This window comes from Pseudomonas sp. HMWF006 (assembly GCF_003061205.1).
Classification (GTDB): domain Bacteria; phylum Pseudomonadota; class Gammaproteobacteria; order Pseudomonadales; family Pseudomonadaceae; genus Aquipseudomonas; species Aquipseudomonas monsensis.
On record NZ_QAIU01000481.1, the window covers coordinates 6,005 to 29,965 of the forward strand.

The 23,961-nt window shown below is 59.4% G+C and carries 18 protein-coding genes and 1 pseudogene; 5 read left to right on the forward strand and 14 right to left on the reverse strand.

Annotation, left to right across the window (positions count from 1 at the left end):
• The coding region (selO, locus tag DBR24_RS20940) for a protein adenylyltransferase SelO (protein WP_256591703.1) at positions 1–1,357 on the forward strand (1,357 nt) is incomplete at its 5' end.
• A gap of 6 nt (positions 1,358–1,363) precedes the next feature.
• Here selO and DBR24_RS20945 read toward each other — a convergent pair.
• Positions 1,364–1,690, reverse strand: a complete 327-nt coding sequence (locus DBR24_RS20945) for a type II toxin-antitoxin system HigA family antitoxin (RefSeq protein WP_256591704.1) — start codon at positions 1,688–1,690, stop codon at positions 1,364–1,366.
• Positions 1,691–1,810: 120 nt separating this feature from the next.
• Here DBR24_RS20945 and trxC point away from each other — a divergent pair, with 120 nt between their 5' ends.
• Positions 1,811–2,245 (forward strand): thioredoxin TrxC, encoded by a 435-nt coding sequence (gene trxC / locus DBR24_RS20950; protein WP_123470775.1) that lies wholly within the window; start codon positions 1,811–1,813, stop codon positions 2,243–2,245.
• Positions 2,246–2,375: 130 nt separating this feature from the next.
• Here the strand turns inward: trxC and DBR24_RS20960 are convergent, their stop codons facing one another.
• Positions 2,376–3,146, reverse strand: coding sequence for a ParA family protein (locus DBR24_RS20960; RefSeq protein ID WP_123470774.1), 771 nt, complete (start codon positions 3,144–3,146; stop codon positions 2,376–2,378).
• Between the two features lie 1,190 nt (positions 3,147–4,336).
• Between DBR24_RS20960 and DBR24_RS20965 the strand changes: the two genes are divergently transcribed.
• Positions 4,337–4,663, forward strand: a complete 327-nt coding sequence (locus DBR24_RS20965; protein ID WP_128615709.1) for a hypothetical protein — start codon at positions 4,337–4,339, stop codon at positions 4,661–4,663.
• Positions 4,664–4,811: 148 nt separating this feature from the next.
• Here the strand turns inward: DBR24_RS20965 and DBR24_RS20970 are convergent, their stop codons facing one another.
• On the reverse strand, positions 4,812–5,714 hold the full coding sequence (locus DBR24_RS20970; RefSeq protein ID WP_123470769.1) for a LysR family transcriptional regulator: 903 nt from the start codon (positions 5,712–5,714) through the stop codon (positions 4,812–4,814).
• A gap of 118 nt (positions 5,715–5,832) precedes the next feature.
• On the opposite strand from DBR24_RS20970, the gene DBR24_RS20975 reads away from it, so the two are divergent.
• Positions 5,833–7,107, forward strand: coding sequence for an MFS transporter (locus DBR24_RS20975; RefSeq protein WP_128615710.1), 1,275 nt, complete (start codon positions 5,833–5,835; stop codon positions 7,105–7,107).
• 177 nt (positions 7,108–7,284) lie between these two features.
• On the opposite strand, the gene hemE is transcribed toward DBR24_RS20975, so the two are convergent.
• The 11 genes from hemE to DBR24_RS21035 all read right to left on the reverse strand — a co-directional run bounded on the left by hemE (position 7,285) and on the right by DBR24_RS21035 (position 23,191).
• Entirely contained in the window at positions 7,285–8,352 is a 1,068-nt protein-coding gene (hemE, locus tag DBR24_RS20980) for a uroporphyrinogen decarboxylase (protein WP_083367241.1), read from the reverse strand.
• A gap of 253 nt (positions 8,353–8,605) precedes the next feature.
• Positions 8,606–10,024, reverse strand: coding sequence for an FAD-dependent oxidoreductase (locus DBR24_RS20985; protein ID WP_039757038.1), 1,419 nt, complete (start codon positions 10,022–10,024; stop codon positions 8,606–8,608).
• Positions 10,025–10,150: 126 nt separating this feature from the next.
• A complete protein-coding gene (gene gltB, locus DBR24_RS20990; protein WP_123470765.1) occupies positions 10,151–14,596 on the reverse strand; it encodes a glutamate synthase large subunit in 4,446 nt (1,481 codons plus the stop codon).
• Positions 14,597–14,945: 349 nt separating this feature from the next.
• Positions 14,946–16,535: an AAA family ATPase gene (locus tag DBR24_RS21000; protein ID WP_123470763.1), complete on the reverse strand. Its 1,590-nt coding sequence runs from the start codon at positions 16,533–16,535 to the stop codon at positions 14,946–14,948.
• Between the two features lie 10 nt (positions 16,536–16,545).
• Positions 16,546–17,646, reverse strand: coding sequence for a 3-dehydroquinate synthase (aroB, locus tag DBR24_RS21005; RefSeq protein ID WP_128615711.1), 1,101 nt, complete (start codon positions 17,644–17,646; stop codon positions 16,546–16,548).
• 152 nt (positions 17,647–17,798) lie between these two features.
• Positions 17,799–18,317, reverse strand: a complete 519-nt coding sequence (gene aroK / locus DBR24_RS21010) for a shikimate kinase AroK (RefSeq protein WP_045122260.1) — start codon at positions 18,315–18,317, stop codon at positions 17,799–17,801.
• Positions 18,318–18,321: 4 nt separating this feature from the next.
• Positions 18,322–20,403: a type IV pilus secretin PilQ gene (gene pilQ, locus DBR24_RS21015; RefSeq protein WP_128615712.1), complete on the reverse strand. Its 2,082-nt coding sequence runs from the start codon at positions 20,401–20,403 to the stop codon at positions 18,322–18,324.
• Positions 20,404–20,416: 13 nt separating this feature from the next.
• A complete protein-coding gene (locus tag DBR24_RS21020; RefSeq protein WP_123470758.1) occupies positions 20,417–20,944 on the reverse strand; it encodes a pilus assembly protein PilP in 528 nt (175 codons plus the stop codon).
• Positions 20,941–21,564: a type 4a pilus biogenesis protein PilO gene (gene pilO / locus DBR24_RS21025; protein ID WP_128615713.1), complete on the reverse strand. Its 624-nt coding sequence runs from the start codon at positions 21,562–21,564 to the stop codon at positions 20,941–20,943. The genes DBR24_RS21020 and pilO overlap by 4 nt, the downstream gene beginning before the upstream one ends.
• Positions 21,561–22,127, reverse strand: coding sequence for a PilN domain-containing protein (locus tag DBR24_RS21030; RefSeq protein ID WP_128615714.1), 567 nt, complete (start codon positions 22,125–22,127; stop codon positions 21,561–21,563). The genes pilO and DBR24_RS21030 overlap by 4 nt, the downstream gene beginning before the upstream one ends.
• Positions 22,127–23,191 (reverse strand): pilus assembly protein PilM, encoded by a 1,065-nt coding sequence (locus tag DBR24_RS21035; protein WP_123470753.1) that lies wholly within the window; start codon positions 23,189–23,191, stop codon positions 22,127–22,129. The genes DBR24_RS21030 and DBR24_RS21035 overlap by 1 nt, the downstream gene beginning before the upstream one ends.
• Before the next feature lie 219 nt (positions 23,192–23,410).
• On the opposite strand from DBR24_RS21035, the pseudogene DBR24_RS33100 reads away from it, so the two are divergent.
• Positions 23,411–23,961, forward strand: a pseudogene (locus DBR24_RS33100) (transglycosylase domain-containing protein); the annotation flags it as partial.

Genomic DNA, 23,961 nt, shown 5'->3' on the forward strand with positions numbered 1-23,961 from the left:
CGCCAGCCCGGCGGCCCTCGCCTTGCTGGATCTCGACCCGGCGAGCGCCGAAACCGAGGAGTTCGCCGAACTGTTTGGCGGCCACAAGTTGTGGGCCGATGCCGAGCCGCGGGCGATGGTCTATTCCGGGCATCAGTTCGGCGGCTACACACCGCAACTGGGTGACGGTCGTGGCTTGTTGCTCGGCGAGGTCTACAACAGCGCTGGTGAGCACTGGGACTTGCACCTGAAGGGCGCCGGACAGACGCCGTTTTCACGCATGGGGGACGGTCGCGCCGTTCTGCGTTCGTCGATCCGCGAGTTCCTCGCCTCCGAAGCGCTGCACGCGCTGAACATCCCGTCTTCGCGGGCCGCCTGCGTGATCGGTTCCGACACCCCGGTGTGGCGCGAGAAGCAGGAACGTGCGGCGATGGTCCTGCGTCTGGCACCGAGCCATGTGCGCTTCGGCCACTTCGAATATTTCTACTACACCAAGCGTCCCGAGCAGCAGAAGCAACTCGGCGAGCACGTGTTGGCGATGCACTTCCCCGAGTGCCTGGAACAACCGGAGCCGTATCTGGCGATGTTCCGCGAGATCGTCGAGCGCAATGCCGCACTGATCGCCAAGTGGCAGGCCTACGGCTTCTGCCACGGCGTGATGAACACCGACAACATGTCGATCCTCGGCATCACCTTCGACTTCGGCCCGTTCGCGTTCCTCGATGATTTCGACGCCCACTTCATCTGCAACCATTCCGATGATCAGGGCCGCTACTCGTTCAGCAATCAGGTGCCGGTCGGCCAATGGAACCTCAGCGCGCTGGCCCAGGCGTTGACGCCGTTCATCAGCGTCGAAGCCCTGCGCGAAACCCTCGGCCTGTACTTGCCCTTGTTCCAGGCGCATTACCTTGACCTGATGCGCCGCCGCTTCGGCTTTACCACGGCGGAAGAGGATGACCAACAGCTGCTGGAGAACCTGCTGCAACTGATGCAGAACAGCGGCGTCGATTACACGCTGTTCTTCCGCCGTCTCGGTGAAGAACCCGCCGAACAGGCCGTCGCCCGTTTGCGCGATGATTTCGTCGACATCAAGGGCTTTGACGCCTGGGGCGAACGCTACGTCGCCCGGGTCGCCCGCGACGGTGACACCGATCAGGCGCAGCGCCGCACGCGAATGCACGCGGTCAATCCGCTGTACATCCTGCGCAATTATCTGGCGCAAAAAGCTATTGATGCGGCGGAGCAAGGCGATTACTCAGAGGTGCGCCGGCTGCATGCGGTGCTGAGCAAACCGTTTGAACAGCAGCCGGGGATGGAGGGTTATGCCGAGCGGCCGCCGGAGTGGGGCAAGCATCTGGAGATCAGTTGTTCGTCTTGAGGCGGTCTAGATAAACACGTCTACAGGCACCTTGAAGTGGTCCGCCAACCAGCGGACCTGCCGCAGGTTCAACTTGCGCTTGCCGTTCAGAATTTCTGAAACGACAGATTGAGTACCAACACCCGGCAGGTCGCTCTGGGTCAGTCCATGTTCGCGCATCATGTAGCCGAGGACCTCTTCGCCACTTGCCTCGGCCATGGGGTGATGTGTGCGATCCCATTCCGCAATCCAGTCACTGATGATCTCCACCAGACTCGTGAGTGGATGCGACTCGTCATCGCCGGTTATTTCGAGGATCTCGTCGACTGCATATCGCAAATTGCGATAATGCAAGACAAACCAACGGCCACGCCGGTACGTCTTGGCCCAGGTCTTACGTTGAAAGCCGCATGATTGAAAATCTGAACAAACGTCTCCAACTAGGTGTTATCAGCTCACTTGCGGAATGCCCTCATGACCAACCCACTCCTCATCCCCTGCCCCTCCTGCAACGGCCTCAACCGCATCCCGGCCGAGCGCCTCGCGGACCAGCCAAAATGCGGGCGCTGCAAATCCGCCGTACTGCTGAGCAAGCCGTTCGAACTCAAGCAAGGCGACTACGCCAGCCAGATCAAGGGTGATCTGCCGCTGCTGGTGGACGTGTGGGCGGACTGGTGCGGGCCGTGCAAGTCGTTTGCACCGGTGTTCGAGCAGGCGGCGGCGCAGTTGGCGGGCAAGTGCCGGTTGGCCAAGCTGGACAGTGAGGCCAATCAGCAACTGTCGGCGCAGTTGGGGATTCGTTCGATTCCGAGCCTGATTCTGTTCAGGAACGGCCGGGAAGTAGCGCGGCAGAGCGGCGCGTTTCCATTGCCGCAGTTGATGGCGTGGCTGCATAGCCAAGGCATCTGACACACCGTAAATCAAATTGTGGAAGTGAGCCTGCTCGCGATGGGGTTCTGTCAGTCCACTCAAGTGTTGGCTGAAAGGACCTCATCGCGAGCAGGCTCACTCCTACAGGGGATCTGCGTAGCCCAAGAGATCAGTGGTCTTCGAGCAAGTTGTGCAGCTCAACGAACTGCTGCGTCAGTTTGTGTTTCGGGTCGAGGTGAATCAGCGGCATGCTGGCCTGGTGCGATTCGCGCATGCGTACCGAACTGCTCAGATACACCGGCAACACCGGTAGACCTTCGGCAATCAACTCATCGAGAATCTGCTGCGGCAGGCTCGCCCGGGCCTGGAATTGGTTGACGACGATGCCTTCGACCTCCAGGCCTTCATTGTGGTCGTCTTTCAGCTCTTCGATTTCCGCGATCAGCCCGTACAGTGCCTGACGCGAGAAGCTGTCGCAATCGAAGGGGATCAGCACGCGATCCGCAGCAATCAGCGCCGATACCGCGTAGAAGTTCAGCGCCGGTGGCGTATCGAGGTAGATCCGGTCGTAATCCTCGGACAATTCATCCAGCAACTTACGCAGCTTGTTGATCTTGTGCTTGGCCTCGAGCTTGGGCTGCAGGTCGGCCAGCTCAGCGGTGGCGGTGATGATGTGCAAATTGTCGAATGGGGTTTCGTAGATATCGGCCTGATTCTTTTTCGAAAACGGCCCCGATGACAGCGTCTGCTTGAAGAAATCGGCAATGCCCATCGGGATGTCGTCGCCGGTGAGCCCTGTCAGATATTGAGTGGAGTTGGCCTGGGCATCGAGATCCACCAACAGCGTGCGATAACCCTCGCTGGCGCTGACCGCCGCCAGATTGCAGGCAATGCTGGATTTGCCCACGCCACCTTTCTGATTGAACACCACGCGCCGCATGACAAAACCTCCGTGTATCAAAGAATGACCGAGTGTAGTTGCCTGCGCCCTCGCTTCGCTACCTTCACCGACACGGACTACAGCGCCTGGTGACAATATCCGCGTGCAGACGGGGCAAAAGCGGCCTTTGATCGCCGAGATGCCTGACAGACAAAACCCTGACCAACTGGAAAATCGCCAAGTGACATTTTTCTCTACCAACCACTCGGTGCATTTCGTTGCGCAAAAGGTATCGCGTGAGGGGTTGCCGGGGTGATCTTGCTTACGCTGAACGACTGACATCACCCTGTTTGACCCTTGACGCCGCGTAGCGTGTCCTAGAGCAAGGCACTCATCCGCCACGGCTCCAACTGCATCTGGTCATGAACAATTTCGACACGCTTGCTCTGAGCTGGTTTGTCTCTGGTTGTTTAACCGGTGAGCTGAAAAAGCTGCGATATATCAGAACGTTATTTAACTCACACGCCTGCACTGTCTCACTTACTGAACAACCCCTTCAAACCGTCTTGCAAATAACCGCCACGTAATCACAGCGTAAAAAAACATAAGAGAAATTGCGGCGATAGCCATACAGTCTAAACACCTGTCATTTCTGACAGGTGTCAAAACCATTGAAGCCGGTTAGATTATTGTTGTGACACGACTCTGCTTATAACTTTTGCACTAACTTCACTCCAAAGGTAAAAAACCATGGAAGACGCCGACCTTGAAGATACAATTCGAGAACTGATTCGAGCTGTCACGTACGACGACTTTATAACAGAAGACGCCTCGAGAGGCGAGAGAGAGATAGTCTATAGAAATAACTATCACATTGATATAAAAGTTAAACTCAATAAATCCCAGCAAAACACACCCCTTAAATCCCTTGAAGACTTCATAGCGGAGATTGACGAACACTTAGACGACGACGTAGAGACCACTAGCACCTGGACCGAACAAATTAATAACATATATGACTCTGAACCCATTCATTACGTAATATCGCTGTACATCAAAGATATCGAGGAGCCATCTTAGACAATTAATGTAACCCACCGGCTATCCTCCCTCATATAAACGGTCACCGGTGGGTTTCACAGTCGTCGCTGCAACTCAAAACCCTTATTATCAAAAACCTGACTACCTCCCAGCAACAAAATTTATTATGCCGTAACTTTCGCGCCAATCTCACTCAAAAGGTAGCGACCATGTACACCCCCATTGAAAACCTTGAAAACAAAATCCGGGAAATGATGAAAACTGTCACGGACGACAAAAAGAAAACAGCGGAAGATAGGAAAACAGAGGAAAACATTGACTATAAAGATCATGAATTCACTCTAAAAGTTGAAGCCAATGGCTCCACAGAAAACATATCCATTCAACACTTTGTATTTGAAATTGACGACGCCATAGAAAACGAACTTCTATTGCCCGGCACCTACAGCGAACAGATTCAAGATACGATTCAATCTAAAACCATTTATTGCGCAGTATCAGTGGTTGTCATTGATAGCGACAAAGAGGAATTTTAGACAACGAAGGTATCCCACCGGTGCCCCTCCGCAGCAATAACGGTTGCCGGCGGGTTTGACAGGCGTCACCGCAACTCAAGACCCAACTATCAAAATTCTGCCTGAACTACGAACGACAGGATTCATCATGCCAAGCGACAAGCCGCCATTACCCAATTGAAGGCTCAACCTTGCGCGTGAGCAGGTCGACAAACGCCTTGGCCATCGGCGATTTCTGGTCCTTGCGCTGCACCAGCCACACCGCCGACACCGCCTCCGGATCAAGCAGCGGTCGATAGACCACGCCTTCAATGCGCATCCGCTGATAGGACGCCGGCAACACCGAAACCCCCAGCCCCGCTGCGACCAGACCGATGATGGTCATCGCCTCTCCGGCCTCCTGGGCGAAGTGCGGGCTGAATCCGGCATCACGCGCCAGACTCAGCAGTTGCGCATACAGCCCGCTGCCGTAGCTGCGCGGAAAGAACACGAACGGCTCCAGCGCCAGCGCCGAAAGGAAAAGCCCTTCCTCGCTGCCCTGCGCCAGCGGATGTTTGGAGCCAAGCACCGCCACCAGCGGCTCACGCATCAGCTCCACCACGCTCAGCGAGTCCGGCAGGCCCAGCGGACGCATGATGCCGACCTCGATCGACTCATCCACCAGCCCTTCGGCGACTTGCGTGCTGCTCATCTCACGAAGGTTAAGGTGCACCGCCGGAAAACGCTGGCGAAAGGCAAAGATCGCCTGGGGAATCGTCGAGTTGAACGGCGCCGATGAGGTAAAGCCGATCTTCAATTCGCCCAGCTCCCCCAATTGCGCACGTCTTGCGACATCCGCCGCTTTGTCGACCTGCGCCAGCACCAGCCGCGCTTCCTCCAGAAACAATCTGCCGGCTTCGCTCAGTTCGACCCGACGATTGGTCCGCTCGAACAATCGTGCACCGACCTCTTGCTCCAGCGCCTGAATCTGCTGGCTCAGCGGTGGCTGGGAAATACCCAGCACCTGTGCCGCGCGGCCGAAATGCAGCTCTTCGGCAACGGCGATGAAGTAGCGCAGGTGACGCAATTCCATGAACACCTCATTAGGTCGTTAAAGCTATCAAACAGGTCGAACAATATATTGGATAGAAACATTAGCCAGCTATATGATTTTTTCATTGCCTGCCTGGCCGTGCACCCCGAGGTCTGATGTGAAAACTGCTGTCGCGCCCCTTGCCCACGAAGTCCCGCCTGCTGCGGCGGACGATGTCGTCGCCGAACTGCAAGAGATCTACATCGAAAAAGGCACGCCGATGTTCATGCGCACGGTACTGGCGCTGTTCAGCGGCGGGTTCGCGACCTTTGCCCTGCTCTACTGCGTGCAGCCGATGATGCCGCTGCTGTCCCACGAGTACGGGATCAACGCGGCGCAGAGCAGCCTGATTCTCTCGGTGGCGACCGGCATGCTCGCCATCGGCCTGCTGATCACCGGACCGATCTCTGATCGGGTCGGGCGCAAACCGGTGATGGTGACTGCGCTGTTCGCAGCGGCGCTGTGCACCATGGCCAGTGCAATGATGCCGAGTTGGGAAGGTGTGCTGATCATGCGCGCGCTGATCGGGCTGTCGCTCAGCGGACTGGCAGCGGTGGCGATGACTTATTTGAGTGAAGAGATCCATCCGCAACACATAGGCCTGGCGATGGGTTTGTACATCGGCGGCAACGCGATTGGCGGGATGAGCGGGCGTTTGATCACCGGGGTATTGATCGACTTCGTCAGCTGGCACACGGCGATGCTGGTGATCGGCGGTCTGGCGATGATTGCCGCAGCGGTGTTCTGGAAGATCCTCCCCGAGTCGCGCAACTTCCGCTCGCGCTCGCTGCACCCGCGCAGTTTGCTCGACGGCTTCACCATGCATTTTCGCGATGCCGGTCTGCCGCTGCTGTTTCTTGAAGCATTCGTGCTGATGGGCGCGTTCGTCACGCTGTTCAACTACATTGGCTATCGCTTGCTGGCCGCGCCGTACAACCTCGATCAGGTGTTCGTTGGATTGTTGTCGGTGGTGTATCTGTCAGGGATCTACAGCTCGGCGAAGATTGGTTCGCTGGCGGACAAACTGGGGCGACGCAAGGTGCTGTGGGCGACCATTGCGCTGATGTTTGCCGGCCTTGCGTTGACGATGTTTACGCCGCTGTTGCTGGTGATTGTCGGCATGTTGATTTTCACCTTTGGCTTCTTTGGCGCGCATTCGGTGGCCAGCAGCTGGATTGGTCGGCGCGCGACCAAGGCCAAGGGGCAGGCGTCGTCGTTGTATCTGTTCAGTTATTACGCGGGGTCGAGTATTGCCGGGACGGCAGGCGGGGTGTTCTGGCATTTGGGTGGCTGGAACGGGATTGGTCTGTTTATAGGCTCACTGTTGCTGATCGCGCTACTGGTGGCGTTGAAGCTGGCGAAGTTGCCGCCGCTCGGCGGTGTAAAAGCCTGACACAAAACCCAATGTGGGAGCGAGCTTGCTCGCGAAGGCGTTGTGTCAGTTGATGCAAAAGTTGCTGATCCACCGCTTTCGCGAGCAAGCTCGCTCCCACATTTCATCTGTGTCCGACATTGAATCGTGGAAACAAAAACGCCCGGCATTGGCCGGGCGTTTTTTATGGTGTGGCGATCACTCGTGATACTGCGCCGACAGCTCATGCACCGCGCGCAGGAACGCGCCGGCATGTTCCGGATCAACCTCTGGCGTGATGCCATGGCCAAGGTTGAACACGTGGCCGCTGCCCTTGCCATAGCTGGCGAGAATGCGCCCGACTTCAGTGCGGATCGCTTCCGGTTTGGCGTACAGCACGGTCGGGTCCATGTTGCCTTGCAGCGCGACCTTGTCGCCGACGCGGGCGCGGGCGTTGCCGATGTCGCAGGTCCAGTCCAGGCCCAAGGCGTCAGCGCCGGCCTCGGCGATGCTTTCCAGCCACAGGCCGCCGTTCTTGGTGAAGAGGATCACCGGCACCTTGCGACCGTCGTGTTCACGGATCAGGCCGCTGACGATTTTCTTCATGTAGGCCAGCGAGAACTCTTGATACGCCGCCGCCGACAGATTGCCGCCCCAGGTGTCGAAGATCTGCACCGCTTGCGCGCCGGCCATGATCTGGCCGTTGAGGTACGAGGTCACCGACTGCGCCAGTTTATCCAGCAGCAGGTGCATGGCTTGCGGGTTGTCGTAGAGCATCGCTTTGGTCTTGCGGAAGTCTTTCGACGAGCCGCCTTCAACCATGTACGTCGCCAGGGTCCACGGGCTGCCGGAGAAACCGATCAGCGGCACGCGCCCGTTCAGCTCACGACGGATGGTGCTGACCGCGTCCATCACGTAGCCGAGGTCCTTGTGCGGATCAGGGATCGGTAGCGCTTCGATGTCCGCCAGGGTGCTGACGACTTTCTTGAAACGCGGCCCTTCACCAGTCTCGAAGTACAGGCCCTGGCCCATCGCATCGGGAATGGTGAGGATGTCGGAAAACAGGATCGCCGCGTCCAGTTGCGGATAGCGGTCGAGCGGTTGCAGGGTGACTTCGCAGGCGAATTCCGGATTCATGCACAGGCTCATGAAGTCACCGGCGTGGGCACGGCTGGCGCGGTATTCCGGCAGGTAGCGGCCGGCCTGGCGCATCATCCACACCGGGGTGACGTCAACGGGTTGCTTGAGCAGGGCGCGGAGGAAACGGTCGTTCTTCAGGGCAGTCATGTCGGCATCCGGAAAAAAAGTGCGGGCATTTTCTCAGAGCGCGACGCAAAAGGCACGGATGCAGGTCAGCCTTTTGTCTATCGGGTCAATTTATTGCGTTGGAAATGCGTTCTCAGCAACACCGAGAAACAACTGTGGGAGCGAGCTTGCTCGCGAAGAGGGCTTCACATTCAACATTGCTGTTGGCTGATCCACCGCTTTCGCGAGCAAGCTCGCTCCCACAGGGTTATTGCTTTTGACTCAGGATCAGGGTTTAGACGCCCAGGTAATCGAGGATCCCTTCGGCGGCATTGCGCCCTTCGAAAATCGCCGTCACCACCAGGTCGGAACCGCGCACCATGTCGCCACCGGCAAAGATTTTCGGATTGCTGGTCTGGTGCTTGTACTGACCTTGCTCAGGCGCCACAACGCGGCCCTGGCTGTCGGTCTGGATCTCGAACTGCTCGAACCACGGCGCCGGGCTAGGGCGGAAGCCGAAAGCGATAACCACGGCGTCCGCCGGGATGATCTCTTCGGAACCCGGGATCGGCTCAGGGCTGCGGCGGCCACGGGCGTCCGGTTCGCCGAGACGGGTCTCGACCACCTTCACGCCTTCGACCTTGTCTTCGCCAACGATGGCGATCGGCTGACGGTTGTAGAGGAACTTCACGCCTTCTTCCTTGGCGTTCTTCACCTCTTTGCGCGAGCCGGGCATGTTCGCTTCGTCACGACGATAAGCACAGGTCACCGATTTGGCACCCTGACGGATCGACGTGCGGTTGCAGTCCATCGCCGTGTCACCACCGCCGAGAACCACGACCTTCTTGCCTTTCATGTCGACGAAATCTTCCGGCGACTTTTCAAAGCCCAGGTTGCGGTTGACGTTGGCGATCAGGAAGTCCAGTGCGTCATAGACGCCCGGCAGGTCCTCACCGGCAAAACCGCCCTTCATGTAGGTGTAGGTGCCCATGCCCATGAACACTGCATCGTATTCGGCGAGCAGTTGTTCCATGGTCACGTCTTTACCGACTTCGGTGTTCAGACGGAACTCGATGCCCATGCCAGTGAAGACTTCGCGACGATTGCTCAGCACGGTCTTCTCCAGCTTGAACTCGGGGATGCCGAAGGTCAGCAAACCGCCGATTTCCGGGTTCTTGTCGAACACCACCGGGGTCACGCCGCCACGCACCAGCACGTCGGCACAACCGAGGCCCGCCGGGCCGGCACCGATGATCGCGACACGCTTGCCGGTCGGCTTGACCTTGGACATGTCCGGACGCCAGCCCATGGCGAACGCGGTGTCGGTGATGTACTTCTCGACCGAACCGATGGTCACCGCGCCGAAGCCGTCGTTGAGGGTGCAGGCACCCTCGCACAGACGATCCTGCGGGCACACCCGGCCGCAGACTTCCGGCAGGGTGTTGGTCTGGTGCGACAGCTCGGCGGCCTGCAGGATGTTGCCCTCGGCGACCAGCTTCAGCCAGTTAGGAATGAAGTTGTGCACCGGGCACTTCCATTCGCAATACGGGTTGCCGCAACCCAAGCAGCGGTGGGCCTGATCGGCCGACTGCTGGGGTTTGAACGGTTCGTAGATTTCGACGAACTCTTTCTTGCGTTGACGCAACAGTTTCTTCTTCGGATCTTTGCGCCCGACATCGATGAATTGAAAGTCGTTACTGAGACGTTCGGCCATCTTCAAAACCTCTTACACGACAGCCTCAAGCTACAAGCTTCAAGCTGCAAGAAAATCACATTAGTCCGATACAGCGCGCACTGGCTTCAGCTTGCCGCTTGAAGCCAGTGGCTTGCAGCTGCGCCGTTATTGCGGACTCGCACGAGTACTGGAGAGCAGAGATTTCAAGCTCGCCGCCTTAGGTTTGACCAGCCAGAAACGGCGCAAGTAGTCATCGAGGTTTTCGGCGAGTTCACGACCCCACTCGCTGTCGGTTTCGGTGACGTACTCGTTCAGCACGTTTTGCAGGTGGCTGCGATAGGCTTCCATCGCCTCGCCGCTGATCCGCTGGATTTCCACCAGTTCGTGGTTGACCCGGTCAACGAAGGTGTTGTCCTGGTCGAGCACGTAGGCGAAACCACCGGTCATGCCAGAGCCGAAGTTGTAACCGGTCTTGCCCAGAACGCAGACAAAACCACCGGTCATGTACTCGCAGCAGTGATCGCCAGTGCCTTCCACAACCGTGTGAGCACCGGAGTTACGCACGGCGAAACGCTCGCCTGCGGTGCCGGCGGCGAACAGCTTGCCGCCCGTGGCGCCGTACAGGCAGGTGTTGCCGATGATGGCGCTTTCCTGAGTCTTATAAACGCTGCCCTTCGGCGGCACGATGGTCAGCTTGCCACCGGTCATGCCTTTGCCGACGTAGTCGTTGGCATCGCCTTCGAGGTACATGTTCAGACCGCCGGCGTTCCACACGCCGAAGCTCTGCCCGGCAGTGCCCTTGAAGCGGAAGGTGATTGGCGCTTTCGCCATGCCCTGGTTGCCGTGCTTGCGGGCGATTTCGCCGGAGATCCGTGCGCCGATCGAACGGTCGCAGTTGCAGATATCCAGGTCGAACTCGGCACCACTGAGGTCGTTGATTGCCGACGAGGCCATCTCGACCATTTTCTCGGCCAGCAGGCCCTGGTCGAATGGCGGGTTGCGTTCAACGCCGCAGAACTGCGGTTTATCCGCCGGGATGTGATCGCTGCCCAGCAGCGGGGTCAGATCCAGGTGATGTTGCTTGGCGGTCTGGCCTTCGAGGATTTCCAGCAGATCGGTACGACCGATCAGTTCTTCGAGGGAGCGTACGCCGAGCTTGGCCAGCCACTCACGGGTTTCTTCGGCGACGTAGGTGAAGAAATTCACCACCATGTCGACGGTACCGATGTAGTGATCCTTGCGCAGCTTCTCGTTCTGCGTCGCGACGCCGGTGGCGCAGTTGTTCAGGTGGCAGATGCGCAGGTATTTGCAGCCCAGGGCGATCATCGGCGCAGTACCGAAGCCGAAGCTTTCGGCGCCGAGGATGGCAGCCTTGATCACGTCGAGGCCGGTTTTCAGGCCGCCGTCGGTCTGCACCCGGACTTTGCCGCGCAGGTCGTTGCCGCGCAGAGTCTGGTGGGTTTCAGCCAGACCGAGTTCCCACGGAGCGCCAGCGTATTTGATCGAGGTCAGCGGCGAAGCGCCGGTGCCACCGTCGTAGCCGGAGATGGTGATCAGGTCCGCGTAGGCCTTGGCCACACCGGCGGCGATGGTGCCGACGCCCGCTTCAGCCACGAGTTTCACCGACACCAGTGCCTTCGGGTTGACCTGTTTCAGGTCAAAGATCAGCTGCGACAAGTCTTCGATCGAATAGATGTCGTGGTGCGGCGGCGGCGAAATCAGGGTCACGCCCGGCACTGCATAACGCAGCTTGGCGATCAGCCCGTTCACTTTGCCGCCCGGCAGTTGCCCGCCCTCGCCCGGTTTGGCGCCTTGGGCGACCTTGATCTGCAGCACTTCAGCGTTGACCAGGTATTCCGGGGTCACACCGAAGCGGCCAGTGGCGACCTGCTTGATTTTCGAACTCTTGATGGTGCCGTAGCGCGCCGGATCTTCGCCGCCTTCGCCGGAGTTGGAACGCGCGCCGAGGCGGTTCATGGCTTCGGCCAAAGCTTCGTGCGCTTCCGGCGACAGAGCGCCCAGCGAGATACCGGCGGAGTCAAAGCGCTTGAGCACCGATTCCAGCGGTTCGATTTCACTGATGTCCAGCGGTGTGTCGAGGGTCTTGACCTTGAACAGGTCACGGATCATCGACACCGGACGGTTGTCCACCAGCGAGGTGTATTCCTTGAACTTGGCGTAGTCGCCCTGCTGCACAGCGGCTTGCAGGGTGTTGACCACGTCCGGGTTGTAGGCGTGATATTCACCACCGTGAACGAACTTCAGCAGACCGCCCTGCTGGATCGGCTTACGCGGACTCCAGGCTTCGGTGGCCAGTGCTTTCTGTTCGGCTTCGATGTCGACGAAACGCGCACCCTTGATGCGGCTCGGCACGCCACGGAAGCTCAGCTCGCAGACTTCTTCGGACAGGCCGATGGCCTCGAACAGCTGCGCACCACGGTACGAAGCGATGGTCGAGATGCCCATCTTCGACAGGATCTTCAGCAAGCCTTTGGTGATGCCTTTACGGTAGTTCTTGAACACCTCGTAGAGGTCGCCCAGCACTTCACCGGTACGGATCAGGTCACCCAGCACTTCGTAGGCGAGGAACGGATACACCGCCGAGGCGCCGAAACCGATCAGCACCGCGAAGTGATGCGGGTCACGGGCGGTGGCGGTTTCAACGAGGATGTTGGAATCGCAGCGCAGGCCTTTTTCGGTCAGGCGGTGGTGCACCGCGCCGGTGGCCAGCGAGGCGTGGATCGGCAGTTTGCCCGGGGCGATATGACGGTCGCTCAGAACGATCTGGGTACGACCGGCACGCACGGCTTCTTCGGCCTGATCGGCGACGTTGCGGATCGCCGCTTCGAGGCCGACGCTTTCCTCGTAGTTGAGGTCGATGATCTGCCGCTCGAAACCCGGACGGTCGAGGTTCATCAGCGAGCGCCACTTGGCCGGCGAGATCACTGGCGAGCTGAGGATCACGCGTGAGGCGTGTTCCGGCGATTCCTGGAAAATGTTGCGCTCGGCACCGAGGCAGATTTCCAGCGACATCACAATCGCTTCCCGCAGCGGGTCGATCGGCGGGTTGGTGACCTGCGCGAACTGCTGGCGGAAGTAGTCGTAAGGCGTGCGCACACGTTGCGACAGCACGGCCATCGGCGTGTCGTCGCCCATCGAGCCCACGGCTTCGTAGCCTTGTTCGCCGAGCGGACGCAGGACCTGATCGCGCTCCTCGAACGTGACCTGATACATCTTCATGTACTGCTTGAGCTGATCGACGTCGTAGAACGCCGAACCGTGGTCGTTGTCTTCCATGGTTGCCTGAATACGCAGTGCATTCTTGCGCAGCCATTGCTTGTACGGATGACGGGACTTCAGACGGTTGTCGATCGCATCGGTGTCGAGGATCTGCCCGGTTTCGGTGTCCACGGCGAAGATCTGGCCAGGGCCGACACGACCTTTGGCAATCACGTCTTCAGGCTTGTAGTCCCACACGCCGATTTCCGAGGCGAGGGTGATGAAACCGTTCTGGGTGGTGACCCAGCGCGCTGGACGCAGACCGTTACGGTCGAGCAGGCACACCGCGTAGCGACCGTCGGTCATGACCACGCCGGCCGGGCCGTCCCACGGCTCCATGTGCATCGAGTTGTACTCGTAGAACGCACGCAGGTCCGGGTCCATGGTTTCAACGTTCTGCCACGCCGGCGGAATGATCATCCGCACGCCACGGAACAGGTCGATGCCACCGGTGACCATCAGTTCGAGCATGTTGTCCATGCTCGAGGAGTCGGAACCGACACGGTTGACCAGCGGGCCGAGCTCTTCCAGATCCATCAGATCGTTGGTGAACTTGGTCCGACGGGCCTGGGCCCAGTTGCGGTTACCGGTAATGGTGTTGATCTCGCCGTTGTGGGCGAGGAAGCGGAATGGCTGAGCCAGCGGCCATTTCGGCAGGGTGTTGGTGGAGAAGCGCTGGTGGAACACGCAGATTGCGGTTTGCAGGCGCTCGTCACTCAGGTCTGGATAGAACGCGGCCAGGTCGGCCGGCATCATCAGGCCTTTATAGATGATGGTCTTGTGCGAAAAGCTGCAGATGTAGTGGTCGGTGTCGGCGGCGTTGGCCACCGACGAACGACGACGGGCACTGAACAGCTTGACCGCCATGTCCTGATCGCTCAGGCCTTCGCCGCCGATGTACACCTGCTCGATCTGTGGCAGACGCTCAAGGGCCAGGCGGCCGAGGACGCTGGTGTCGATTGGCACTTTGCGCCAGCCGATCAGTTGCAGGCCTTCAGCGAGGATCTCGCGATTCATGTTCTCGCGAGCGGCTTCGGCCTTGACCGGATCCTGGTTGAAGAAAACCATGCCCACCGCGTATTGCTTGGGCAATTCAACACTGAAGGCTTCCTGGGCAATGGCTCGCAGGAACGCATCAGGTTTTTGAATCAGCAGACCGCAACCGTCACCGGTCTTGCCGTCGGCATTAATCCCACCGCGGTGGGTCATGCAGGTCAGGGCCTCGATGGCCGTTTGCAAAAGGGTATGACTGGGTTCGCCCTGCATATGGGCTATCAGGCCGAAACCGCAGTTATCCTTGAATTCATCTGGTTGGTACAGACCTGCTTTCATAGACACTTTCTCACCAGGCTGCCTCTTTTCGAGGCAAATTTCTTTTCAATTCAACCACTTGCATCCTGCGCCGAACGTACGCCGGCTTAGCGGGGGCAAAAGGGTGGTCATTGTACACAGCGACACAGAGGCTCACAAATTTGACGACGAAATGTCGCAAATTCATGTCGCATTTGTGAAAGGTTTAAAGCGATCTGCTGTGCTAGTCAAAACTTTTTTAATTTTGACCGCAACGACTCAAAGACTACTGTGACGCAGACACCACAAGGCACGCGACCTGGAAGGAAGCGCGCACTCGTAGAAATTTTGAGGTGCTTGGAGAGGCGGCCTGGGTAAGGCCGCCGAATCTTCAGCGAGTTGTTGCCAGTTCCTGTTGGACGCTGGCGACAGTGCGAGGCCAAGGTTTACCAGCCTGAACCTTCGCTGGCAAGGCCTTGATGGCAGAAACGGCTGCATCACGATTGGCGAAGTTGCCGTAGGTGATCACGTAGAGAGGCTTGCCGTTGAGAACTTTCTTGAAATAACGGTACTCACCGCCCTGCTCCTTGACGAAGTTTTGCGCGGCTGCTTCAGAGCTGGTGCCGAGGATCTGCACCACGTAGTTGCTGGTCGGCTGACCGGCGTACCAACTGCCACCGGCTGCTTTGGCCACGGTAACCGGCTTCTCGGCCGGTTTGGCGGCCGCTACAGGCTTGGCCGGCGCAGGAGCCGGTTTCGCCGCTGGCGCTGCCGGAGCAGGCTTCGCGGTGGCGACCTGAGTCGGCGCCGGAGCAGGCTTGGCCGCCGGGACAGGCACCGGCGTTGGCGCAGGACCTGCCGGAACGCCCGCAGGCGGTGCGGAAGTGGTGACGGTCGGCGGCGTCGCGCTGGAGCCTTCGACCGGCACGCCGTCGTCACCTTCAGTGATGCCACCCGCGGCTTCAGCCAACGGACCACGCATCACCGGTTGCGAGTTGCCGACCAGCGGCAACGGCATCGGCTGCGTATTGCCGGCGAACTCGACGTTCGGCGCGCCGCCATTGGCACCCTGCCCCAATGGCAACTGTGCCTGTTCATTGGCAGGAGCGCCGGTGGTTGGCGCCTTGTTGCGACCCGGCATCAGCCAGGCAGCGGCGACCGCGACCACAACGACGGCGGAAATCGCCAATACGTGTTTCTTCGGCATGTTGAACCCCATACTTGGACGCTTGACCGCAGAGCGGCTGGCAATCATGACTTCGATCAGAGCATCGCGAGCGACCTGGTTGATGTTGCCCGGCCAACCCTCGGCACTTTCGTGAATATCAGAGATCTGATCTGCGGTGAAAAGTTCGACACCCCGGCCGGCACCTTCCAGCCGTTGGTCGAGATACTCGCGGGTCTCTTCTTCGGTGTACGGCTGCAACTCGATGACGTGGAAACGCTCTTCTTCGAGTTGCAAGGCCTCGAGTTGCGCGATCAGCGACGACTCGCCGAACAGGAACACGTGCGGGCGACCTTCCGGAGCCCCGGCACCCAGCGCCATCAGGGCTTCAAGGGCGGATTCGTCGAGTTGCTCGGCATCATCCACCAGCAAGTAGACTTCCTGGCCGGTCAGTGCGAGCTGAACCACTTGCGCCAGAATCGCACCGACGTCGGCTTGTGCTACGTCCAGCGCCTGAGCCACCTGACGCAACAGGCCAGCGGCATCACCGGCGCCACGGGCGGAAACGACCACGCTTTGCACCGATTGCTTGTTGGTGCTGGCAACCAGCGCCTGGCGCAGCAATGTCTTGCCGCTGCCTTGCGGCCCCGTGACCACCAGCAGCAACTGGCTGTAACGGGCCAGATGATGCAGCTGCCCGAGCACCGGCTTGCGCTGGGCCGGGAAGAACTTGAAGCCCGGCACCCGTGGCGCGAACGGGTCGTGACTTAACTGGAAATGGCCGAGAAACGCCTCGTCGGCATGCAAACTAGTCATCGGAATCTTATTAACCTTTAAGCTGAGCCAGGGCGCGGTAGTCCGCTCCCAGCGTGGCCTGTAAAACCTCTTTCGGATAATCGGCGGTCACTACCGCTTCGCCCATCCGGCGCAGCAGCACCAGGCGCAGACGACCGTCGATCACTTTTTTGTCGATTGCCATGTGTTCGAGAAAATCGGCTTCGGTCATTTCTTCCGGCGGAATCACCGGCAGACCGGCCCGCTGGAACAGACGAATGCCGCGATCACGCTCCTGTTCGCTGATCCAGCCCAGACGCGCCGACATCTCCAGCGCCATCACGGTGCCAGCCGCGACCGCTTCCCCATGCAACCAGACACCATAGCCCATGTGGGTCTCGATGGCGTGGCCGAAGGTATGACCAAGGTTGAGCGTGGCGCGCACGCCGGTTTCCTTCTCATCGGCGCCGACCACCGCAGCCTTGGCTGCGCACGAGCGCTCGATCGCATAAGTCAGGGCTTTCTGGTCCAGCGCGCGGAGGGCGTCGACGTTGTCTTCGAGCCAGGTCAGGAACGGCTCGTCGCAGATCAGGCCGTACTTGATGACTTCCGCCAGCCCGGCCGACAGCTCACGCGCCGGCAGGGATTTCAGGGACGCGGTATCGATCAGCACCACGTTCGGCTGATAGAACGCGCCGACCATGTTCTTGCCCAGCGGATGGTTGATCCCGGTCTTGCCGCCCACCGACGAATCGACCTGGGACAGCAAAGTGGTCGGGATCTGGATGAAATCGACACCGCGCTGGTAACAGGCCGCAGCGAAACCGGCCATGTCACCGATAACACCGCCGCCGAGGGCAATCACTGTGGTGCGGCGGTCATGACGAGCGGTCAGCAGACCGTCGAAGATCAGTTGCAGGGTTTCCCAGTTCTTGAAGGCTTCGCCGTCCGGCAACACCACCGAGATCACCGAGAACTGCGCCAGGCTGCGGGTCAGACGTTCGAGATAGAGCGGCGCAACGGTTTCGTTGGAGATGATTGCCACTTGCCGCCCGTGGATATGCGGAGCCAGCAGCTCGGGCTGATCCAACAAACCTTCGCCAATATGAATCGGGTAGCTGCGCTCGCCTAGATCGACCTTGAGTGTCTGCATGTGTCCCCACAGTGAAGATGGAAGCAGGCGTCCTGCCCTGAATTATTGGTTGTCTGCGGCCTGTAGCGGGTATGACGCCGCTCGCACGCCATCCGCCACAACCTCGGCGGGCTGTGACAGGACGCCGAGGATAGCGCATTTCGGGCGATGCTTTAACGGGGTGGAAGCTGCGCGAGGCGATCAAGAATGTCGAGCACCACCATGCGTGGTGGCCGTTCGTCGGTTTCCACCACCAGATCGGCGATTTCCCGATAAAGCGGATCACGGATCGCGAGAAGGTCACGCAGGGTTTTCGCCGGATCGGCGGTGCGCAGCAACGGCCGATTGCGATCACGCGAGGTGCGACCCACTTGCTGTTCGACGGAGGCATGCAGATACACCACTCGCCCACCCTCATGCAGGGCCTTGCGATTGGCATCACGCATCACCGCGCCGCCGCCGGTGGCCAGCACAACGCCGTCGAACGCGCACAGCTCGGCGATCATCGCCTGCTCACGGTCACGAAAGCCGGGCTCGCCTTCCTTGTCGAAGATCCACGGGATATTGGCGCCCGTGCGCAGTTCAATTTCCTTGTCGGAATCTTTGAACGGCAGGCGCAGCTCTTTGGCCAGCAACCGGCCGATGGTGCTTTTGCCAGCGCCCATCGGTCCTACAAGAATCAAATTTCGCACAGAATCAACGACTCACAGCAATCGCCTGGTTATTCATGATACGCGGAGTGAGAAATACCAGCAGCTCGGATTTTTTCTCCGAAACCACATCACGCCGGAAAAGGCGGCCAAGATACGGCACATCGCCAAGAAATGGCACCTTATCTACAACCTTGCTTTGAGTATTTGAGAAAACGCCCCCAATCACGATGGTTTCGCCGTCATTCACCAGTACTTTGGCGTTGACCTCGTTTTTCTTGATCGGCGGTACATCCTGCACTTTGTTCAGGTAGTCCGGTTCGTCCTTGGTGACCTTCACTTCCATGATGATGCGGTTGTCGGGCGTGATCTGCGGCGTCACCTCCAGCGACAGCGAAGCCTCCTTGAACGACACCGACGTCGCGCCGCTGGAGCTGGCTTCCTGGTACGGAATCTCGGTGCCCTTGAGGATCTTCGCGGTTTCCTTGTCGGAGGTGACCACCTTCGGCTGGGAGACAATTTCGCCGTTGCCGGTTTTTTCCATCGCTGTCAGCTCAAGATCGAGCAATACATTGTCGGTGATGAACGCAATGCCGATCCCGGACGTGTTGCCGACCGTGCCCATGTCGACGAACGGCGAGTTGGTGCTGGTGCTGCCCGGCGTGCCAATGGTGGTGGAGTTGCCGTTACTGACCCCGGACGTGTTCCAGTTGCCCTTGTTCTGGATCGAACCGCCCCAGCGCACGCCCAGGCTCTTGTCGTAATCGACGTTGGCCTCGACGATCCGCGCCTCGATCATCACCTGGCGTACCGGGATATCCAGCTGCGCCACAATCCGCCGCAGTTCGTCGAGGCGATCCTGGGTCTGGTAGGCAATGATGTTGTTGGTACGCTCATCGACCGTGATCGAGCCACGCTCATCGACTTTCGCTTCGGCGCTGGTCACCGACTGGAACAGTTTGGCGATGTCGGCCGCCTTGGCGTAATTCACTTGCAGCAGTTCGCGGCGCAACGGCGCCAGTTCGGCGATCTGCTTCTGCGACTCCAGTTCCTGGCGCTCACGGGCGGCGATTTCATCGGCGGGTGCCACCAGCAGCACATTGCCGATCTTGCGTTTATCCAGCCCCTTGGTTTTCAGCACCAGATCCAGCGCCTGATCCCACGGCACGTTCTGCAGGCGCAAGGTGATACCGCCCTGCACCGTGTCGCTGGCGACCAGGTTGAGGTTGGTGAAGTCGGCGATCAATTGCAGTACCGAGCGCACGTCGATGTCCTGGAAGTTCAACGAGAGCTTTTCGCCGACGTAGCTGTTGCGGTCGGCATTACGCTTTTGCAGATCGTCCACCGTCATCGGGCGGACGCTGACGGTCAGTTTGTTGTCGGTCTGGAAAGTCGAATACTCGTAAGTGCCGCCGGGTTCGACGGTGACCACCGTGCGATCACCGCTCACCCCGGCATTGACGTACTGCACCGGCGTGGCGAAATCCTTGACGTCGAGCCGTACTCGCAGCTTCTCCGGCAACTGAGTACGGGCGAAGCTGAGGATGATCTTGCCGTCATGCTCCTGGATATCCGGGGCAATGGTCGGGTCGGACAGGTCGATGACCACATTGCCCTCGCCCGCCGTACCGCGCTGGAAATCGACACCGCGTATCGTGCGGGTTTTCGCCACGAAGGCCTTGGCCGGAGCAGCAGCGACGGTCGTCGCACGGGGTACGGCGGCTGCGGGACGGGGGGCAGCAGCCGGCGCGCCCTGGCCGACCACCACGTACAGAGTATTGCCCTCCACTCGCGTGTTATAGGGCGCCAACTGCGTGAGGCTGACGATCAGCCGCGTCCGGTCCTTGGCCTCGACCACGGTGGCAGTGCGCGCATTGCCACTGCCCAGATCGAGATTTTTGCTCGCCAACTGACTGGCGACACCGGGCAAATCCACAGCGATGCGCGCCGGCGACTCGGTGGTGTAGCCCTTGGGCTGCGGTGGCGGGCCGTCGAACGACAACTTCAGTTCGACGCGGTCGCCCGGCAATGCCGCCACATCGAGCGCCTTCAGGTTGGCAGCGAGTACCATCGGCGACATCAGCGCTATCCATAGCGAAAAACCGAGGGTGGAGAAAATCCTGTTCATTGTTCGACTTCCACTATGAGTGCTCTTTCAAAGGAATGGTGCGTGGTCGTTCCAGCCAGGCGCCCTGACCGTCGGGAACGATTTCGACCACATCGACCTGGGTCGCGCTGATGGCCACGATGCGGCCGTCGTTGCGCCCCAGGTAATCGCCGACCTTCAACCGATGCACACCGCCCGCCCCGCGCAACAGCGCAAAAGAGCCAGAGGCATTGGCAATGGTGCCGACCATCTCGAACTGCTCGATGTTGAAACCTTCGAGGTATTGCTTGACCCGATTGGGGTCGGGTTTGACGTTGCGCGAACCCTGCTTCTGTCCCGCCAGGTCGACCCGCACCTGACGGGAAAACGGACTGCGCAGATTGGCAGCGCTGTAGGTGAATGTGGGGTAAGACCGGAATGTCGGCGTTGGTTCAATCTTGCCCGGCGGGCGCAGGCGCACTTCATTCATGTAGGCGTCGAGGTCGCTGAAGTCACTGCTGCCCCCGCAGCCGCTCAAGGCCAGCAGCGCCACCGGCAAGACCAGATTACGAATCGGGGTCATTTCTGCAGCCCCTTGTCGTTATAGCGGTAGGTCTTGGCGAGGATGCTCATGCGCAGTTTCGGCCCGCCTTCGGGGCTGGCCGGCGCCAGTTCGAAATCATGCAAGGTGACAATCCGCGGCAGGCCGGCCACGCCGCTGACGAAGGTCGCCAGGTCGTGATAGGCGCCCGTCACGGTGATCTGGATCGGCAACTCGATGTAGAACGGTTGCGTCACCTCCGGCAGCAGTTTGATCTCTTCGAATTCCAGCCCGCTGCCCAGCCCGGTACGGGTGATGTCCTCCAGCAAACCGGGGACTTCAGTGTCACTGGGCAATTGCCGCAACAGCACGCCGAAGGAGTTCTCCATCTCCTTCATTTGCTGGGTGTACAACTCCAGGTTTGCCGACAGGTGCGCCTTGCTGGCGAACTGGTCTTTGAGCGTGATCTCCTCCTCGCGCCTGGTTTCGAGTTGGCTCTCCATGTCGCTGATGAAAAAGTTATAACCAAGCGCCAGCACCAGCACCATCAACAGCACCCCGGTGATGGCTTTCACGGCCCCAGGCCAGGAACCGATGTTGCTCGTGTCCAAGTCGTTGAAGTCGATATTGCGCAGGCTGTCCAGCCATTCGGACGGCTTCATTGGTCGTCCTCCAGATTTTTCGGCTGGGTCTGACGAACAGTCAGTTCAAAGGTATTGGACTGTTCCACCTGATCGGCAGAGGTGGCTTTGACTTCATTCAGGCTCGGTGCGTCGAACCAGTCGGACGCATCCAGATTGCGCATCAGCTCGGACACCCGGTTGTTCGACTCTGCCGCGCCGCTGATGGAGAGGGTCTTGCCGAGCCTTTTCACTTTGGTGAAATACACGCCGTCGGGCAGTGTGCGCGCCAACTGATCGAAGATCCGCCCGCTGACCTGCCGGTTGCCCTGCAGATCCTGGATGATGCGCATGCGCTCGACCAGTTGCTGGCGATGGGCCTTGAGTTCACTGATCTGTTTGATCCGTTCGTCGACGACGGCGATCTGTTTGCCGATGTAGTCGTTGCGCGTGATTTGCCGGTCGATTGCCGCACTGATGATCTGATCGGCGATAAACACGGCACCGATCGAGCCGACCACCACGCCGGTCAGTGCCAGCAGGAAGCGTTTGCGCCGCTCTTCGCGGCGCTCCTCGCGCCAGGGTAGAAGGTTGATCCGCGCCATCAGTCGAAACTCCGCAGCGCGAGCCCGCAGGCAATCATCAGGGCCGGCGCATCACTGGCCAGGGCGCCGGCGTTGACCTTGCTGCTCAGGGCCATGTCGAAAAACGGGTTGGCGACCTGGGTCGGGGTGTTCAGGCGCTGCTCGATCAAACGATCCAGGCCCGGCACCGACGCCGTGCCGCCGGCCAATAAAATGTGATCGACCGCGTTGTACTGGCCGGAAGCGAAAAAGAACTGCAACGAGCGCGACACCTGCTGTACCAGTGCCTCGCGAAACGGCTGCAAGACCTCGCTGACGTAATCGTCGGGCAGTCCGCCCTGCTTTTTCGCCAACCCGGCCTGTTCGACCGTCAGCCCGTAACGCCGCTGGATTTCCTCGGTCAGTTGCCGGCCGCCGAACAATTGCTCGCGGGTGTAGATGATCTTGCCGTTGTGCAGGACGCTGAGGGTGGTCATGGTCGCGCCGATGTCGACCACCGCCACGGTCAGACGCTCCTGGGACACCGCCAGTTGCGTGGCAAGCAGGCCGAACGAGCGCTCCAGCGCGTAGGCCTCGACATCCACCACGCGCGCCGTCAGCCCGGCGAGGGCCAGTGCCGCCTCGCGAACTTCGACGTTTTCCTTGCGACAGGCGGCGAGCAGCACGCTGACGCGCTCGGGATTGCGCGGGGACACGCCCTGGACTTCGAAGTCAATGGCCACTTCGTCCAGCGGGTAGGGAATGTATTGATCGGCCTCGATCTTGAGCTGGTTTTCCAGTTCGTCGTCGGACAGTCCGGCATCCATTTCGATGATCTTGGTGATCACCGCTGAACCGGCCACGGCCACAGCCACGCTCTTGAGCCCGGTGCGCGCCTTGACCAGCACCCGGCTCAGGGCGTGCCCAACGCCTTCGAGTTCGGCGATGTTTTTTTCGACCACGGCATTCGCGGGCAACGGCTCCACCGCGTACGCTTCGACCCGGTAGCGATCACCCTGACGGCTCAGTTCCAGCAACTTGACCGAAGTGGAGCTGATGTCGATCCCCAGTAACGTATTGGCCTTTTTATTGAAGAGTCCCAGCACTACCAATTCCCTATGACTTTCCGTGAGTTACGGACTCTGTAATACGCTTTGCGTTCCTTCACCCCGTCTTGACAGAAGCGCAAATGACGCCCCCAGCAGAAAAGTGCTTATAATGCCCAGCGTTTTTTTCTGCTTTTTACTGCCAGCGCGGTCCGTTCCGTGTTTAGCCGGAACCCCGTCGCCAAATTCATTCTTTGCCCTGGATGTCCAAACGCCTTGATTCGTCTGCTGAAATTTTTCGGTTGGTCCATCGTCGCCGTTTTCTGCGGACTGCTTTTAGGTCTCAGCGGCGCGTTTCTTTACCTTAGTCCGGGTTTGCCGTCTGTGGAGGCGCTGAGAAGCATTCAGTTGCAGATTCCACTGCGGGTTTACAGCAGCGACAACAAGTTGATCGCAGAATTTGGCGAAATGCGCCGGACTCCGATCCGTTTCGCCGACATTCCCCCCAATTTCATTAATGCGTTACTAAGTGCTGAAGACGACAATTTCGCCAACCACTATGGCGTCGACCCGAGCAGCCTGATGCGCGCCGCGACCCAACTGGTCAAAAGCGGACACATTCAGTCCGGCGGCAGCACCATCACTATGCAGGTGGCAAAGAACTTCTTCCTGACCAGCGAACGCAGCTTCTCGCGCAAAACCACCGAAATCCTGCTGGCCCTGCAGATCGAACGGCAGCTGACCAAGGACGAGATCCTTGAGCTGTACGTGAACAAAATCTATCTGGGCAACCGCGCCTACGGCATCGAGGCCGCAGCGCAGGTGTATTA

Coding starts and splice junctions, on each gene's coding strand:
- DBR24_RS21020 (WP_123470758.1), bottom strand. CDS start 20,944: ATGACCCCGATTCGTAATCTGGTCTTGCCGGTGGCGCTGCTGGCCTTG.
- DBR24_RS20960 (WP_123470774.1), bottom strand. CDS start 3,146: ATGCGGCGCGTGGTGTTCAATCAGAAAGGTGGCGTGGGCAAATCCAGC.
- DBR24_RS20970 (WP_123470769.1), bottom strand. CDS start 5,714: ATGGAATTGCGTCACCTGCGCTACTTCATCGCCGTTGCCGAAGAGCTG.
- pilO (WP_128615713.1), bottom strand. CDS start 21,564: ATGAAGCCGTCCGAATGGCTGGACAGCCTGCGCAATATCGACTTCAAC.
- DBR24_RS21000 (WP_123470763.1), bottom strand. CDS start 16,535: ATGACTAGTTTGCATGCCGACGAGGCGTTTCTCGGCCATTTCCAGTTA.
- hemE (WP_083367241.1), bottom strand. CDS start 8,352: ATGACTGCCCTGAAGAACGACCGTTTCCTCCGCGCCCTGCTCAAGCAA.
- aroB (WP_128615711.1), bottom strand. CDS start 17,646: ATGCAGACACTCAAGGTCGATCTAGGCGAGCGCAGCTACCCGATTCAT.
- trxC (WP_123470775.1), top strand. CDS start 1,811: ATGACCAACCCACTCCTCATCCCCTGCCCCTCCTGCAACGGCCTCAAC.
- gltB (WP_123470765.1), bottom strand. CDS start 14,596: ATGAAAGCAGGTCTGTACCAACCAGATGAATTCAAGGATAACTGCGGT.
- pilQ (WP_128615712.1), bottom strand. CDS start 20,403: ATGAACAGGATTTTCTCCACCCTCGGTTTTTCGCTATGGATAGCGCTG.
- DBR24_RS20985 (WP_039757038.1), bottom strand. CDS start 10,024: ATGGCCGAACGTCTCAGTAACGACTTTCAATTCATCGATGTCGGGCGC.
- DBR24_RS21030 (WP_128615714.1), bottom strand. CDS start 22,127: ATGGCGCGGATCAACCTTCTACCCTGGCGCGAGGAGCGCCGCGAAGAG.
- DBR24_RS20965 (WP_128615709.1), top strand. CDS start 4,337: ATGTACACCCCCATTGAAAACCTTGAAAACAAAATCCGGGAAATGATG.